16 protein-coding genes are annotated in these 13,716 nt (G+C 69.5%); 9 read left to right on the top strand and 7 right to left on the bottom strand.

Features of this window, described 5'->3' with window-relative positions:
- Both AOM45_RS08225 and AOM45_RS08220 read right to left on the bottom strand, forming a co-directional pair.
- Positions 1 to 408 carry an SRPBCC family protein gene (locus AOM45_RS08225; RefSeq protein ID WP_030473948.1) on the bottom strand — a complete coding sequence of 136 codons (408 nt, stop codon included), beginning with the start codon at positions 406 to 408 and terminating at the stop codon, positions 1 to 3.
- A complete protein-coding gene (locus AOM45_RS08220; RefSeq protein ID WP_051784813.1) occupies positions 383 to 1,468 on the bottom strand; it encodes a VanZ family protein in 1,086 nt (361 codons plus the stop codon). Before AOM45_RS08220 ends, AOM45_RS08225 begins: the two co-directional genes overlap by 26 nt.
- Before the next feature lie 124 nt (positions 1,469 to 1,592).
- On the opposite strand from AOM45_RS08220, the gene AOM45_RS08215 reads away from it, so the two are divergent.
- Together AOM45_RS08215 and AOM45_RS08210 are read left to right on the top strand one after the other, a co-directional pair.
- A complete protein-coding gene (locus AOM45_RS08215) occupies positions 1,593 to 2,045 on the top strand; it encodes a hypothetical protein (RefSeq protein WP_156094470.1) in 453 nt (150 codons plus the stop codon).
- Entirely contained in the window at positions 2,042 to 3,271 is a 1,230-nt protein-coding gene (locus AOM45_RS08210) for an NRAMP family divalent metal transporter (RefSeq protein ID WP_059362297.1), read from the top strand. The genes AOM45_RS08215 and AOM45_RS08210 overlap by 4 nt, the downstream gene beginning before the upstream one ends.
- A gap of 29 nt (positions 3,272 to 3,300) precedes the next feature.
- Here AOM45_RS08210 and AOM45_RS08205 read toward each other — a convergent pair whose 3' ends face one another.
- Entirely contained in the window at positions 3,301 to 4,494 is a 1,194-nt protein-coding gene (locus AOM45_RS08205) for an RNA-guided endonuclease InsQ/TnpB family protein (RefSeq protein WP_156249718.1), read from the bottom strand.
- A 153-nt stretch (positions 4,495 to 4,647) separates the two neighbouring features.
- Between AOM45_RS08205 and AOM45_RS08200 the strand changes: the two genes are divergently transcribed.
- Both AOM45_RS08200 and AOM45_RS08195 read left to right on the top strand, forming a co-directional pair.
- Positions 4,648 to 5,040, top strand: a complete 393-nt coding sequence (locus AOM45_RS08200; RefSeq protein WP_059362291.1) for a PRC-barrel domain-containing protein — start codon at positions 4,648 to 4,650, stop codon at positions 5,038 to 5,040.
- Positions 5,027 to 5,296: a hypothetical protein gene (locus AOM45_RS08195; protein ID WP_030473944.1), complete on the top strand. Its 270-nt coding sequence runs from the start codon at positions 5,027 to 5,029 to the stop codon at positions 5,294 to 5,296. Before AOM45_RS08200 ends, AOM45_RS08195 begins: the two co-directional genes overlap by 14 nt.
- On the opposite strand, the gene AOM45_RS08190 is transcribed toward AOM45_RS08195, so the two are convergent.
- The gene (locus tag AOM45_RS08190) at positions 5,289 to 8,480 is read right to left on the bottom strand and encodes a S8 family serine peptidase (protein WP_030473943.1); all 3,192 of its coding nucleotides are present in this window, start codon (positions 8,478 to 8,480) and stop codon (positions 5,289 to 5,291) included. The genes AOM45_RS08195 and AOM45_RS08190 overlap by 8 nt on opposite strands.
- Positions 8,481 to 8,597: 117 nt before the next feature.
- On the opposite strand from AOM45_RS08190, the gene AOM45_RS08185 reads away from it, so the two are divergent.
- On the top strand, positions 8,598 to 8,858 hold the full coding sequence (locus AOM45_RS08185; protein WP_030473942.1) for a hypothetical protein: 261 nt from the start codon (positions 8,598 to 8,600) through the stop codon (positions 8,856 to 8,858).
- A 2-nt stretch (positions 8,859 to 8,860) separates the two neighbouring features.
- Here the strand turns inward: AOM45_RS08185 and AOM45_RS08180 are convergent, their stop codons facing one another.
- Positions 8,861 to 9,277, bottom strand: coding sequence for a DUF3592 domain-containing protein (locus AOM45_RS08180; RefSeq protein WP_156094469.1), 417 nt, complete (start codon positions 9,275 to 9,277; stop codon positions 8,861 to 8,863).
- A gap of 47 nt (positions 9,278 to 9,324) precedes the next feature.
- Entirely contained in the window at positions 9,325 to 9,783 is a 459-nt protein-coding gene (locus AOM45_RS08175; protein WP_030473940.1) for an Lrp/AsnC family transcriptional regulator, read from the bottom strand.
- A gap of 93 nt (positions 9,784 to 9,876) precedes the next feature.
- Here AOM45_RS08175 and AOM45_RS08170 point away from each other — a divergent pair, with 93 nt between their 5' ends.
- The 3 genes from AOM45_RS08170 to AOM45_RS08160 are packed head-to-tail and all read left to right on the top strand — an operon-like array spanning position 9,877 to position 12,170.
- Positions 9,877 to 10,704 (top strand): LLM class flavin-dependent oxidoreductase, encoded by an 828-nt coding sequence (locus AOM45_RS08170; protein WP_030473939.1) that lies wholly within the window; start codon positions 9,877 to 9,879, stop codon positions 10,702 to 10,704.
- Complete coding sequence (locus tag AOM45_RS08165; RefSeq protein ID WP_030473938.1) at positions 10,701 to 11,117, top strand: nucleoside deaminase; 417 nt, start codon at positions 10,701 to 10,703, stop codon at positions 11,115 to 11,117. Before AOM45_RS08170 ends, AOM45_RS08165 begins: the two co-directional genes overlap by 4 nt.
- A gap of 36 nt (positions 11,118 to 11,153) precedes the next feature.
- Entirely contained in the window at positions 11,154 to 12,170 is a 1,017-nt protein-coding gene (locus tag AOM45_RS08160; protein ID WP_030473937.1) for a Ppx/GppA family phosphatase, read from the top strand.
- 296 nt (positions 12,171 to 12,466) lie between these two features.
- Here AOM45_RS08160 and AOM45_RS08155 read toward each other — a convergent pair whose 3' ends face one another.
- A complete protein-coding gene (locus AOM45_RS08155) occupies positions 12,467 to 13,021 on the bottom strand; it encodes a TetR/AcrR family transcriptional regulator (RefSeq protein ID WP_030473936.1) in 555 nt (184 codons plus the stop codon).
- A 123-nt stretch (positions 13,022 to 13,144) separates the two neighbouring features.
- On the opposite strand from AOM45_RS08155, the gene AOM45_RS08150 reads away from it, so the two are divergent.
- Entirely contained in the window at positions 13,145 to 13,696 is a 552-nt protein-coding gene (locus AOM45_RS08150; RefSeq protein WP_030473935.1) for a hypothetical protein, read from the top strand.
- The last annotated feature ends 20 nt before the right edge of the window (positions 13,697 to 13,716 follow it).

The raw sequence follows: 13,716 nt of genomic DNA, 5'->3' as shown, positions 1-13,716 counted from the left end.
TCAGCCGGACGACCGGTCGTCGGCGGCAGCGGTCTGGGTGAGCACCGCGACTGTCTGCTCCAGCCCGCGCTGCACCTCGTCGCCCTGCGCCTCCCGCACGCTGTGCAGGCTCACGGTGATGCGCGACCGTCCCGGCGACAGCTCCTCGACCTGGAGCTCGCCGTGGTAGTCGTCCGGCCCCTCGGCACCCCACTCGAGCGTGCGCCGTTGCGCGTCCGGCCGCACCCACGCCTCGCCCTCGACGTGGTGGCCGTGCACCTCGGCCTCCACGTGGACCTGGTCACCGCCCTCGGGTTCGGCGGCCGTCATCTGCGGGAAGTAGCGCGGCAGGTTCCTCGGTTCGGCGAGGAACCCGAACAGCGTGTCGGCGGGGATGTCGGCCTCAGCCGTGTGCGTGTAGGTCGTCATGGCGGTCCGGGTACCCGGACGTCTGGGCGGCGAACACGTCACGGGTCCTCGTCACCTGCTCGTGCCAGCCGCGCTGGTCACGCCGGAACACCGGGACGACGAACGCGCCGAGGACGAACCAGGCCACGACGACGAGGTCGAACCTGCCGATGCCGATGATCGGCGACACCACGACCGCGTAGGCCACCAGACCGGTGACGCCGAGGATTTCCCGCAACGCGAGCTGCACCGGGTTCGCCCGCGAGCCGTCCTCGGCGCGGATCCGGTAGCCCAGCAGCACTCCGCCGACGGTGTTCCCGCCGGCCACCGCCGGCACCACGACGCGGAACACGACCAGCACGCCCACCGCCCACCGCGGATCGGAGTGCAGGAACAGCTTCGCGATCACGATCACCAGCACGAGCTCGGCGACCAGCCCGAGCAGCCTGCGGGGCACGGTCACGGTGCCGGCGGGCGCGGCCGAGTCGTCCGGGTGCGGCACCCTCGGCACCACCAGCGCGGCCGGTGCCACCATCCACCCCAGCAACGCGCCGAAGGTGTTCGACATCAGGTCGTCCACGTCGGCGATCCGGTACGGGCAGGGGTAGTAGCCGAGGTTGCCGGTGTACTGGACCACCTCCACGGCCAACGACAGACCGAGGCCGATCGCGACGACGGCGAACGCCCCCTTGCCGTACGCCTTGCGCAGCACCACCCCCAGCGGGACGAACAGCGCGACGTTGAACAACTGCTGGAGGAACGCCTGCGAGGTCACCATCGCCGTGATGCCGGAACGCCCGTACGCCGCGAGGTTGTTGTTCATGTCCGTCCACCACTGGAACGGCACCGTCGAGAGCATCTGCTCGCCGCGGCACACCTGCGAGGCCGGGAACGGCAAGAAGATCAACGCCAGCGCCACGAGCCCGTAGAGGAGCAGCCCGTACAGCACGAACGCCCGCCGCGGTTCGACTCGCCCGAACCGGTAGTAGTGCAACGCCGCGAGGGGAACGAGCACCAGCAGCCCTGTGCCCACGAACGCCGCGAATCCCGTTCGAGCGGTCTCCCAGTACGACACGATCATGCGGCTTTGTGCCCGTTCCCGTCACCTGGCCAAACCACGTCCGGTGAAGATGCGTCGGACGGCGGCAGCGGATACCGCCGTCGGTCCGAGGTTTGAAGCGGCCGAACGCGGGTACGCGTGCTCTGTGCGAACGCGTCGATGGGCGGTGTTGATCGGCTTGGGGGCGGTGCTGCTCGCCGTGGTGCTGATCGGGGTCCGGCCCAAGACACCGGGACAGTTCCGGTCCACTGTGGAGACGAGCGTGCAGAACGCGGTGTCCTCGGTCGGCACCGCCCGCGTCACCGGGCAGACGGCCCTGAGAGGCAACACGTTCGGACCATATGAGTCCACTGTCCTCGAAGACGCGCGCAAGAGCGTGGCGACCGCGATCTCGGACATCGCGGAGTCGTCGGTGCCCGATGAGAGCTCACGGGACCTGCGGGACGAGGTGTTGCCGCTGCTGCAGGATTCCGCCCGCCTGCTCGGTGACCTCGACGCCGGGCTCGAGGACGACGACCGGGCCGCGGCGACCGGTGCGGTGGACGGGCTCACCGCGGCAGGGGAGAAGCTCACGACGGTGCTGGAGGGCCTGCGGTGAAACGGTTCCTGGCCGTCACGCTCGGCATCCTCACCGCGATCGGCGGCTTCGTCGACATCGGTGACCTGGTCGCGAACTCCGAGACAGGTGCCAGGTTCGGCATGCGGCTCGCCTGGGTCGTGGTCGTCGGTGTGGTCGGCATCTGCCTCTACGCCGAGATGTCCGGCAGGGTCGCCGCGGTGAGCGGGCGTCCGGTGTTCGACCTCGTCCGCGAACGCCTCGGACCCCGTGCGGCCCTCGCGAACCTGGCCGGCTCCTACCTCGTCACGCTGCTCACGCTCAGCGCGGAGATCGGCGGTGTCGCGCTCGCGATCCAGCTGGCGACGAGCGTGCACTACCTGCTGTGGGTGCCGATTGTCGCGTTCGTCCTGTGGGTGGTCCTGTGGAAGGTGAAGTTCGAGCCCATGGAACGGGTGTTCGGCCTCGCCGGACTCTCGCTCGTGGTGTTCGTCGTGGCGTTCATCGCGCTCGACCCGCCGTGGGGCCAGCTCGGTGACCAGGTGACGAGTCCCGTCCCGCCGGCCACCGAGGACTGGGGGACCTACGGGTTCTTCGCCGTCGCGCTGTTCGCCGCCGCCATGACCCCGTACGAGGTGTTCTTCTTCTCCTCCGGTGGCGTCGAGGAGAAGTGGACGAGGCGCGACCTCGCGATCGAGCGCGTGAACGTGTTCATCGGCTTCCCGCTCGGGGGAATCCTGTCGCTGGCGATCATGGGCTGCGCCGCGGTGGTCTACGAGCCGCTCGGCGCCCAGGTGGACACCCTGGGCCAGACCGCGCTGCCGGTCGCCATGACGCTCGGCAAGCTCGGACTCGTCGTGGTGATCCTCGGCTTCTTCGCCGCGACCTTCGGCGCGGCGCTGGAAACGGGGCTGTCCGCCGGGTACACGGTCGCGCAGTACTTCGGCTGGCAGTGGGGCAAGCTCGTCCGCCCGCGCCAGGCCGCGCGCTTCCACACCGTCGTGCTGATCAGCGTGCTGCTCGGCGTCGCGCTGCTGCTCACCACGGCCGACCCGATCGCGATCACCGAGTACTCGCTGGTGTTCAGCGCGGTCGCACTGCCGTTGACGTACCTGCCGATCCTGCTCGTCGCCAACGACCGCGACTACCTGGGCGACCACGTCAACAGCCGCCTCACCAACGTGCTGGGCGTGACGTACCTGGTGATCATTCTGGTGGCGGCGATCGCGGCGATACCCCTGATGATCCTGACGGGAACGGGCTCTTGACTACTTCCCCTCGTGAACGCGGGGGATTCCTACGGCTCGCGCCGCGGGGTTTTCTGCTTCGTCGCCGACTGCCCGCCCGGAGGGTTCCGTTGAGGTCTTACACCGGCTCCACAGACTGTCACCGCCAGCCCGGCGGCCAGAATGTTACGTGCCGCGTTCACGTCCCGATCATGGGTCGCACCGCAGCCACAGGTCCACGTACGCACGTGCAACGGCATCGCCGCCGCGAGCGCGCCGCAGACCGAGCACAGCTTGGACGACGGAAACCAGCGATCCACCACGATCACTTCCCGCCCGTACCAGTCGGCTTTGTACTGCAACTGCTGCCGGAACTGCCGCCAGCCCGCATCATTGATGGCACGGGCGAGGCGGTGGTTGCCGACCATGTTGGACACCGCGAGATCCTCGATCACGAGCGTTTGGGTTTCACGCACGAGCCGAGTAGTGACCTTGTGCAGAAAGTCGGTACGCCGGTCGGCGATCCGGGCGTGCACACGGGCGACCTTGATGCGGGCTTTGGCCCGGTTGTTGCTGCCCTTCTGCTTGCGGCACAAGGAACGCTGCGCCTTCGCCAGCGCCGTCCGGTCGCGCCGCTCGTGCCGGGGATTGCTGATCTTCTCCCCGGTCGAGAGCACCAGAAGGTGATCAAGACCGACATCGATCCCCACCACCGCATCCGTCGCGGGCAACGGCCGTACGCTCGGATCCTCACACAGCAGGGACACGAACCAGCGACCAGCCGCGTCCCGCGACACCGTCACCGTCGAGGGCACCACGCCCTCTGGAAGCGGCTGGGACCAGCGGATGTCCAACGGCTCGGCCATCTTCGCCAGCGTCAGCGCACCGTCACGCCAGCGGAACGCCGACCGCGTGTACTCCGCACTGGCACGCGACCTCTTCCGCGACTTGAACCTCGGAAACCGAGCACGCCTCGCCCAGAAACTGCCGAACGCCGTCTGCAGATGCCGCAACGCCTGCTGCAACGGCACCGCCGACACCTCCGCCAGGAACGCCAGCTCCTCGGTGCGCTTCCAGACGCTCAGCAACGCCGACGTGGCCTCGTAGCCGACCCGTTCCCGACGCTGGGTCCACGCCTCGCTGCGGGCCTGCAGCGCCAGGTTGTACACCTTGCGGACACACCCGAACGTGCGCGACAACTCCACAGTCTGCGCTTCACTCGGATAGAAGCGGAACTTGAACGCCCGCCTCACCTGTCCGCCCACAGCCACAAACTACCAGTCCACTGTGGAACCCAATACGGCTGGGCGGCGGTCGCGACTTCGCTCTGGCAACGAAACAACTACTCCTGCCTACCCTGCTCCGCAGGGGGCCGATTCCTCCCCGCCCTGAAGGACGGGTCTCCTGGAGGTCTTCAGATGAGCACACCGCAGCCGCTGCGGGTCGACTTCGGCCTGCTGGACCGCCAGATCGTCGATCTGGACGGCTACCTCGTCGGCAAGGTCGACGACGTCGAGTTCGCCGTCACCGACGACGGCAGGCCGTTCGTGGCGGCGATCCTCGTCGGCAACTACGCGCTGGGCAGGCGCATCGGCGGCGTGATCGGCCGGTGGATGGCCGCCGTGGCACGGCGGCTGCACACCACCGGCGACCCGCGGCCGTTGCGCATCCCGTTCGAGCGGGTCGCGGAGATCGGCAGCGCGGTCCGCCTCGACGTCCCGCGCGAGCTGCTAGACACCCCCGCGCTGGAGTTGTGGTTGCGCGACAACGTGATCGGACGCATTCCGGGAGCCTCTGATGCTGGCCAGTGACCTGCTGGGACTCGTGGTCCGCGACCGCGCGGGCCGCCCGCTCGGCCGGGTGGCCGACCTGCTGACCGAACTCGACGAGGACGGCAGGCAGCGGGTGGTCCGGGTGCTCGTGTCCCCGCGGTGGCGAGGACGCCTGCTCGGGTTCGAGCGGCCCGGCATCCAACCGCCGTGGCTGCTCGAACGGCTCGAGCGCGTGCTGCACCGCGGGACTCACGAGGTGGAGTGGGACGACGTCGACTGGTCCTCGGCTACCTGAGCTCGTAGGCGCGCAGGACCGTCTGCTGCACCGAGTTGTCCTCCGCGTCGGTCACCGTGGCGCGCAACGACACCGTGCGTGCGCCAGGAGGATGGTGCAGAACCGCGTCCCACCCCGTCGCGGACGGCACGAGCTGCACCGGGTACCACGTGGTTCCTTCGTCGTACGAGGCGAACACGGAGATGCCCATGACGATGGACGGCGGTGCGCCCGCGACCCGTTGCACGGACACCGGAACGCGGAACTCCTGGCCCGCCGGTGCCGTGTTGCGGTCGTCGACGGGTGGCGCGAACCGGACCACCTGCAACGGCAAGGAGATCTGCGTCGAGTCGTCGACATGGCCCGAGTGGAACGTCCACTCGGCGTTGATCCGCGACGACAGCGGTAGCGACGACTGCTCGGCGTCCACGACGAGCCGGTAACGGCCGGGTTCGGCCGGGACCTGGGCCCAGGCGCTCACGTTGCCGAACGGGATCGAGCCCGGCCCGATGAGCTCGTGGTCGCGGAACAACGACACCGTGCCGGTCATACCGGGCAGGTAACCCGAGTGGTCGGGCGACTGGTCGCCGTAGAACGGGATCTGGAAGAGCACCGTGTCGCCGTAGCGGTAGGCCGTGCTGTCCACGGGCGCGAGGCTCGGGCCGAACACGGAGGCGTTCCACCGTTCGGTGCGCGGACCAGCCGTCGGGTAGGTGGTGTTGGCGATCTGCTGCGACAGGAACATCTCGCCGTCGCTGGTGTAGGTGTTGAAGTACGTGTACCAGGTCCACGGCCCAGGCGAGCGATATTCGGTCCGCGTGCTGGGCAGCGGCACGGTCAGTGAGGTCCACGGCACGACGAACCAGCCGTCGGAGATGGGGGAGACCGTCTTGAGGGCGTGCTGCTTTCCGGTGCCTTGCACGGCGTTCCTGGTCTCGACAGCGGCGAGCTGGTCGTCGTGGACGGACCACTCCGGCGCGGGAACGTCGCCGACGGACGGGAACACGAGGTGGTAGGTGTCCTTTTCGGACACGAGCACCGTGCCGAACGTGCTGCGGCACTTCGCGCCGATCTCGTCCTTCGCCGGTGCGACGCGCAGGTCGGCGAGCCGCGGTGCCGAGGCGCTGAACATCACCTTGCCCGCGGGCGTGTCGCAGGCCAGCGTGATGGTGCCGCCCAGGTCGGTGCTCCCGGTCCGGTCCACGGTGACCTGGGACGGACGGGCGGTTCTCGCGTCGAGGGCGAACGTGCTGTTCCTGCCGACTGAAACGAACCGCACGACCGCGGACACCTGCCAAGTGTCCGGCTTCGCTCCCGGCTCGAAGACGTTGGTGGCCAGCAGGTGCCGTCCCGCCGGAACCCGTGCCGAGAGTCGTCCGTCCTCGCGCTGGACGAACTGGCAGCGCTCGCCGGTGTCGAGGCTGACGCAGATCGGGTAGCCCGTCACGCGCTTGCCCGCGCTGTCGAGCGTCACGAGGTCGATGACGTGGTGCGGCACGGCCTCCTTGGTGAGTGCGACCGGGATCCGGACGACGTCGTCCACAGAGGACCCCACGAGCCAGCCGCCGTAGTTGCCGGGCGGTGCGGACGCCTGCGTGCGGGCCCGCACGGTGACCTGGGCGGTACCTGTGGCAGGGACCGTCACCTGGTCGGTGTCCGTGCCGAACATGCCTGCCGGGGCAGGGTTTCCGCTCGGGTCGCGCACGTCGAGGGCGAGCTTCAGGGTGACCGGTGCCGTTCCGGTGTTGTGCACGGTCACGACCTGCTGCTGGTCCCGCTCGTGCACCGGGCCGAAGCTCACCGCACCCGGCCTCGCGTAGGTGTGCTGGCGGACCAGCCGTGCGACGTCGACCCGCCCAGCACCCTGCGCGTACACGGTCTCGCCCGGCAGCGGCTTCGCGGTGCTCATGAGCGCGGCCTTCAGCTCCGGTGCCCGCCAGCCGGGGTGGCTCCCGGCCAGCACCGCGGCGGCCGCGGCGACGTGCGGCGCCGCCATCGACGTGCCCGAAGCCGTGGTGTAGCGGTCGTCCACCGGCGTGCCCATCTCGGTGTCCTTCGCCCGTGCCGCGGTGATGTCGACGCCGGGGGCGGTGATCTCGGGCTTGAGCAGACTGTCGAACGAGCGCGGACCGCGGGCGGAGAATCCGGCGACGACGTCCTGCTTGGTCACCGCGCCGACGGTCAGCGCCTCCCGTGCGGCGGCGGGGGAGCCCAGCACGGCCGGGTTGTTCCCGGCGGCGACGACGAACAACGCGCCGGTCTGCTTCGTGAGGCGGTCGACGGCGACCGACATGAGGTCGTCACCCGCGCTCGGCACGCTCGTGCCCAGGCTGAGGTTCACGACCCGCGCGCCGTTCTCCGCCGCCCACTCCATCCCCGCCACGACCCAGGAGACGAAGCCCGATCCCCAGTCGTCCAGCACCTTGCCGGCCAGCAGCGACGTGGCGGGCGCACCGCCGCGGAACCGGCCGTCCGACGCGGTTCCGGTGCCGCGGATGATCGAGGAGACGTGGGTGCCGTGGCCGTACCGGTCGGCCGTCCCGCTGGTGCTGCCGGTGAAGTCGCGTTCCGCCACGACCGCGCCGGCGAGATCGGGGTGGTTCACGTCCACGCCGGTGTCGAGTACCGCGACCTGCACTCCTTGACCGGTGTACCCGGCCGACCACGCCGCCGGCATGCCGATCTGCGGCATGCTCTCGTGCAGCGCGACCTGGACCTTGCGGTCGAGCCAGACCTTGGTGACGTCGGCGCCGGTCAGCTTCGGCCAGAGGTCCGCCGTCCGGGCTTTCGGCACCTGCACAGCGGATGCGGACAGGCTCGCGAGCCGTCGCGAGTTCCCCAGCACGGTCTTGTCGCCGTGCTGCACCACGAGCCGCAGCTCTTCACCCTGGGCGAGCAGTTGCGGCACGTCGAAGAGCTGCTCGTCGAGCTTGCCCGTCGCCACGAGCGGGGCCGCGTCGGACGGAATGACGTAGTGGTGCCCCGAAATCCCGTACTGCACGAACCGGATGCCATCCCGCCCGTTCCCCGGCTGCGGCACGTAGACCGCGGAGCCGCCGGGAATCTCGCGTTCCAGCACCTGGTCGCCGGTGACCAGCGTGACGGATCTGTCCTGTTCGGACGGTGGGGCCTGGCCGGGCGGTGCCGCGGCGGCGAGGGACATGATCAACCCGAACCCGGCCGCCAGCGTTCGAAGTCGTCGCATGTCGCCGGTCTACGTCACCCGGCGCCGCTCGGGAGGGGCCGGAACCGACTGGCCCCTTCCCTTCGTGCGGCCTATTGGTGTGGACCAATTCGGTGAGCACCGCTGGAGGTGGGTGACATGCCGAGATTCACTCGGTTCAGCCTGGACGGTGTCCAGAGGTTGAGCGCCGTGGACGGGTACCACTGGACGGACCCGTCGGTCACGCTCGTCCGCATCGACGCGAAAGGTGTTGTCCGGCAGGCGAGGTCGCTGGCCGAGAAACGCGCCATGCTCGTGGTCGCGTCCGAGAACGACCTCGTGCTGGCCGGCGGGCACGACGTGGTGGCCGTCGACGACCTCGTCGCGGCGCGTGCCGTGCTGGCCGGCTGGAGGAGGTGAGCTCAGTCGTACCTCGGCGGAGACGTCCAGGCGACGAAGTTCGCGAAGAGGGCGCCGAGGATCACGAAGCCCAGGATGATGCCCCACACCCAGTGCGCCTGGTCGTTGTCGGCCAGCGCGGCCTCGGTCACCTTGCCGTCCCGCAGGTCGTAGCGGACCGTCACGCGCTCGCCGGGTTCGCGTGCGGGCCCGTTCTCCGACAGGGTCGCGACCTGCTTCGAGCCGTCCGGGAGCCCGAACTCGACCTTGACCGAGACGCTCTTGCCCGACTTGAGGCGCTCCTGGACGGTGCCCTCGGTGCTGGCCCACGACTTCTGCTCGGTGGACGACTGGATCACGCCCACAAGGCCCCAGACCGCGCCCACCAGCAGGATCCCGGCCATGACCCGGCCGGCCCTCGACTTCAGCTTCGCCACCACGCCCCCCTCGTCCACAACATCGTTTCGCGGGCCTTCAACGTGACAGGTCAGTTCTCCGGAGGCGGCGCGCCCACGCCCCGGTACGCCATGCTCTGGCTGTAGACGATGCTGGTCGTGGTGCTGCCGAACGCCATCAGCTCGTCGACGACCTTCTCCAGGTGCGGCATCGACGTGGCGGCGACCTTGAGCGTGTAGCAGTCCTCGCCGGTCGTGCGCAGGCACTCCAGGATCTCGGTGCGTTCGGCGAGCAGCTTGTGCAGCGGCTGGTGCTGGTTGCCCGGGTACTTCAGGCGCACCACGGCCAGGACGCCGTAGCCGGCCTTCCCGAGGTCGACTCTCGCGTGGTAGCCGGTGATGACGCCGATGTTCTCGAGGCGCTTCACGCGTTCGGTGGTGGCCGAGGCGCTGAGGTTGACCCGGCGGCCGAGCTCGGTGATCGGGACCCTGCCGTCCTGCTGCAGCTCGGTCAGGATCGCCCAGTCCGTCAGGTCCAAGGTCTCGGTCATACGGGCAAGTTACCGTGAAATCCACGGCTTGAGGCTGGTTATGCCGTGAACAATCTCTTCACCGGCCGCTTCGGGGGTCCTAGTCTTGATCACGTGTTGATCGGCGTGAACGTCCCGAACTTCGGTCCCGGCACCAGCCCGGCCGTGCTGCGCGAGTGGGCGCGGACCGTGGAGGGCCTGGGCTTCGACCTGCTGATGATGTCCGACCACGTGGTGGTGACGCCCGACGTGGCCGAGCAGTACCCGGCACCGTTCTACGAGCCGTTCACGGCGCTGTCGTGGCTCGCGGGCGTGACCGAGCGGATCACCCTCGGCACGACCGTGCTGATCGCGCCGTACCGGCATCCGCTGCTGGTCGCGCGGATGGCGGCGAACCTGGCCGACCTGAGCGGCGGGCGGTTCGTGCTCGGGCTCGGAATCGGCTGGGCGCGCGAGGAGTTCGCCGCGCTGGGTGTGCCGTTCGAGCGTCGCGGCAAGCTCACCGACGAGCTGATCACGACCGTGCGCGAGGCGTGGCGGGACGAGGACTACCGCGCGGGCGACATCCCGATCTGGGTCGGCGGCCACAGCGACAGCGGCCTGCGCCGGGCGATCCGGCTCGGCGACGCCTGGCACCCGTTGCGGCAGACACCCCAGGTGTGGCGGGAAACGTTGGCACGGCTGGAAAGGCTTTCTGTCGAGGAGAACCGCCCACGGCCGGCACTTGCGCCACGCATCCTCTTGAGACTGACCGACCAGCCCCTCGCCGACCGCAGGCTGGGCGAAGGCACGCTCGAGCAGGTCGTGGGGGACCTGCGCCAACTGCGAGCGGACGGAGCGCACGCCGTGGTGCTCGACCCGTTCGTGGGCGATCCGGAGGAGACGCGGCGTCCGGACGTCGCCTGGGACGCACTGGCCGCGGTACGAAAGGACTTCAGGTGAACGAGCAACACTTGCGCCGGGCGATCGCACTGGCGGCCGAGGCACGCGAAGGCGGCAACCCGCCGTTCGGCTCGCTGCTGGTCAGCCCGGACGGCTCCGTGCTGGCGGAGGAACGCAACTCCACCATCACCGACGAGGACATCTCCGCCCACCCCGAGCTGAAGCTGGCCCGCTGGGCGGCCCGCTCACTGGACGCCGCCACCGCCGCCGGCACCACGATGTACACGAGCTGTGAGCCGTGCGGCATGTGCGCGGGCGCGCTGGCGCGGTCGGGCATCGGGCGCGTGGTGTTCGCGTTGTCGGGCGACCAGCTGAACGGCTTGAAGACGTCGGGCGGCTTCCCTGCCGTGCCCACCGACGGCCCTCATCTGTACGACGAGGCGAAGATGCCGGTCGAGGGCTACTACCCCTGACGGTTTGCCGCATCCGTGGCTGGGTAGGGAAAGTCCATGCGTCTGGGCGTACTGGACATCGGATCGAACTCGGCACAGCTGCAGGTGGTCGACGTCCGTGCGGGCGCACCACCTCTGCCGGCGCACTGCGTGAAGGAACCGACGCTGCTCGGCGAGGCGATCGACGCCGACGGCTCGATCGACGAGGCCGGCGTCGAACGAGCGGTGCGGGCGGTGAAGGACGCGGTCGCGGCCGCCTACCACCACGGCGTCGACCAGCTCTACACGTTCGTCACCTCCGCCATCAGGGACGCGACCAACCGCGAGGAGATCATCGACGAGATCCAGCGCGTGGTCGGCATCCGCCCGCAGTACCTGTCAGGCCAGCAGGAGGCCCGCCTGACCTACGTCGCCGCACACCGCTGGTACGGCTGGTCCGCTGGGCGCTTGCTGCTGCTGGACATCGGCGGCGGCTCGATGGAGATCGCCCTGGGCCGTGACGCCGAGCCCGAACTGGCCCTGTCGCTGCCCGTGGGCGCGGGCCGCCTGACACGAGCCTTCCTGCACCACGACCCACCACGCCCCGGCCAGCTCAAAGCGTTGCGGCGACACGTCCACGACACCCTCGCCGAGGTGGTCGACCGGCTGCGGTGGGAAAGCGTGCCGCAGCGCGTGGTCGCGACGTCCAAGACGTTCAAGCAGCTGGCCCGCCTGGCAGGAGCGCCGCCGCAGCGGGAAGGCCCGTTCGTCCGGCGCACTCTGCACGTTGGTGATGTCCGGGAGTGGATTCCTCGGTTGGCCAAGCTGTCGGCCAAGCAACGGGGGCGGCTGCGTGGGGTGTCCCAGCCTCGTGCGCGGCAGACCCTGGCCGGTGCCGTGGTGGCCCACTCGGCCATGTCGGCGTTGGGGGTCGAGCAGGTGCGGATCTGCCCGTGGGCGTTGCGGGAGGGGATCATGCTGCAGCACCTCGCGACGATGGCGGATGCGGAGGTGGCGTTGCCGTTGCAGCCGCTCGTTCGGCTGCCTGAGGCTGCTGGTGCCACGGTTACGCCGCTGCACGGGGATTCGGTGTAGGGCTCGGGTTTGGCGGCTCGGGGCGGTCGTGGGTGGGCGGCTCGGGTGCGGTGGCTTGGGTGCGGTGATTTGAGGGTGGGGTGTTGAGGACCGGTAGCTCGGAGTGAGTTGATGTGGTCCGGTAGCTCAGGTTTGGTATCGCCGGGGCGTTGTGCGGGGGCGTGGTGTTGCAGACCTGTTGCCGCCTGGTCGTGCCATGGGGCCGCCGCCGCACGCGTGGTGCCATGCGCGTGGTGCCGCCGGGTGGTGCGCCCATGGGCCAGGTGCCGTGGGTCTGGTGCTGTCGTTCCGCTCTCTCAGCTCCGGTACCGCAGGATCCCTTCGACCCCTTGCAGGAACGTCTCGCAGATCGGTGCCGGATCGGTGAGGCACCCCGCCGCCATCGCGCCGTCGCGCAGCATGACGAAGTGTCGTGCGGCGGGGCCGGGTGACCCTTCTCCGGTCTGTGCCAGCAGGTCTGTGACGGTGTCGAGGAACCACTGCCGGTGTGCGAGGACGGCCTGGTGCACCGGATGTTCGGGGTCGGGGTATTCCGCTGCGGCGTTGAGGAAGGCGCATCCTCGGAAGCCGTTCGAGCGGATGCCGTCGGCGATCGACCTCGCTACGGCCCGCAGGACTTCCGTTGCGTCTCGCATGGCGTTGCGGGCGGTTTCCACCTGGGTGCGGATCGCCTGGTCGGCGAAGTCCAGGTAGGCGACGAGCAGGTCTTCCTTGCCGGGGAAGTGGCGGTAGAAGGTCGCGCGGGTCACGGACGCCTCGGAAATGATCCGGTCGACGCCTACCGAGTGGAGGCCCTCCGAGTAGAACAGGCGGCTCGCTGTGGTGAGCAGTCGCGATCGCGCTTCGGACACGTGTCGTTCCCCTTCGTCGTGGTGGCCACGTTAGCAGATAGAACGTTCGGTCTTGACGCGGACGAGTGGTAGCTGCAATGGTCGACAGGGAGACCGAACGTTCTATCTACTCGGGAGAGAGTCATGAGCACCGTCGCCCTTCAGGACAGCGGGACCGCACTGCGGCGCCTGTACTTCGTCCGCTTCGCCTTCGCTCTGGTCTGGGCAGGCCTGCTGTTCGCGACGGCGTCCAGCCTCGGGCTGGTCAGCGTCGCGCTGCTGGTGCTGTACCCGGTGTTCGACGTGGCCGCCGCAATCGTCGACCTCCGCGCGTCGAAGGAGACGAGGGCAGGCGCCGGGCTCTACGGGAACGTCGCGATCAGCCTGCTGGCCGCCGCGGGTCTCGCCGTCGCCGCGTCGTCGGGGATCCCCGGTGTGCTGCGGGTGTGGGGTGCGTGGGCGATCGTGGCGGGACTGGTGCAGCTCGGCGTCGGTGTCGTGCGGCGGGGCATGGGTGGTCAGTGGCCGATGATCCTCAGCGGCGGGATCTCGGTTCTGGCGGGAACGTCGTTCATCCTCCAGGCCGGGGCGGACGGCGCGACGCTGGCGAACCTGGCAGGGTACGCGTTGATCGGTGGGATCTTCTTCCTGGTGTCGGCGGTGCGGTTGCGGCCTGGGGCGGCCAGCGGGCGTTGAGGGGGCGGTGGGGCGCGATC

Origin of the sequence: Lentzea aerocolonigenes (assembly GCF_000974445.1) — a bacterium.
GTDB lineage: Bacteria > Actinomycetota > Actinomycetes > Mycobacteriales > Pseudonocardiaceae > Lentzea > Lentzea aerocolonigenes.
Note: the sequence above shows the minus strand (reverse complement) of the source record. Positions and strands in the feature narration are given on the sequence as shown.

Coding starts and splice junctions, on each gene's coding strand:
- AOM45_RS08225 (WP_030473948.1), bottom strand. CDS start 408: ATGACGACCTACACGCACACGGCTGAGGCCGACATCCCCGCCGACACG.
- AOM45_RS08220 (WP_051784813.1), bottom strand. CDS start 1,468: ATGATCGTGTCGTACTGGGAGACCGCTCGAACGGGATTCGCGGCGTTC.
- AOM45_RS08200 (WP_059362291.1), top strand. CDS start 4,648: ATGAGCACACCGCAGCCGCTGCGGGTCGACTTCGGCCTGCTGGACCGC.
- AOM45_RS08195 (WP_030473944.1), top strand. CDS start 5,027: ATGCTGGCCAGTGACCTGCTGGGACTCGTGGTCCGCGACCGCGCGGGC.
- AOM45_RS08190 (WP_030473943.1), bottom strand. CDS start 8,480: ATGCGACGACTTCGAACGCTGGCGGCCGGGTTCGGGTTGATCATGTCC.
- AOM45_RS08185 (WP_030473942.1), top strand. CDS start 8,598: ATGCCGAGATTCACTCGGTTCAGCCTGGACGGTGTCCAGAGGTTGAGC.
- AOM45_RS08175 (WP_030473940.1), bottom strand. CDS start 9,783: ATGACCGAGACCTTGGACCTGACGGACTGGGCGATCCTGACCGAGCTG.
- AOM45_RS08160 (WP_030473937.1), top strand. CDS start 11,154: ATGCGTCTGGGCGTACTGGACATCGGATCGAACTCGGCACAGCTGCAG.
- AOM45_RS08150 (WP_030473935.1), top strand. CDS start 13,145: ATGAGCACCGTCGCCCTTCAGGACAGCGGGACCGCACTGCGGCGCCTG.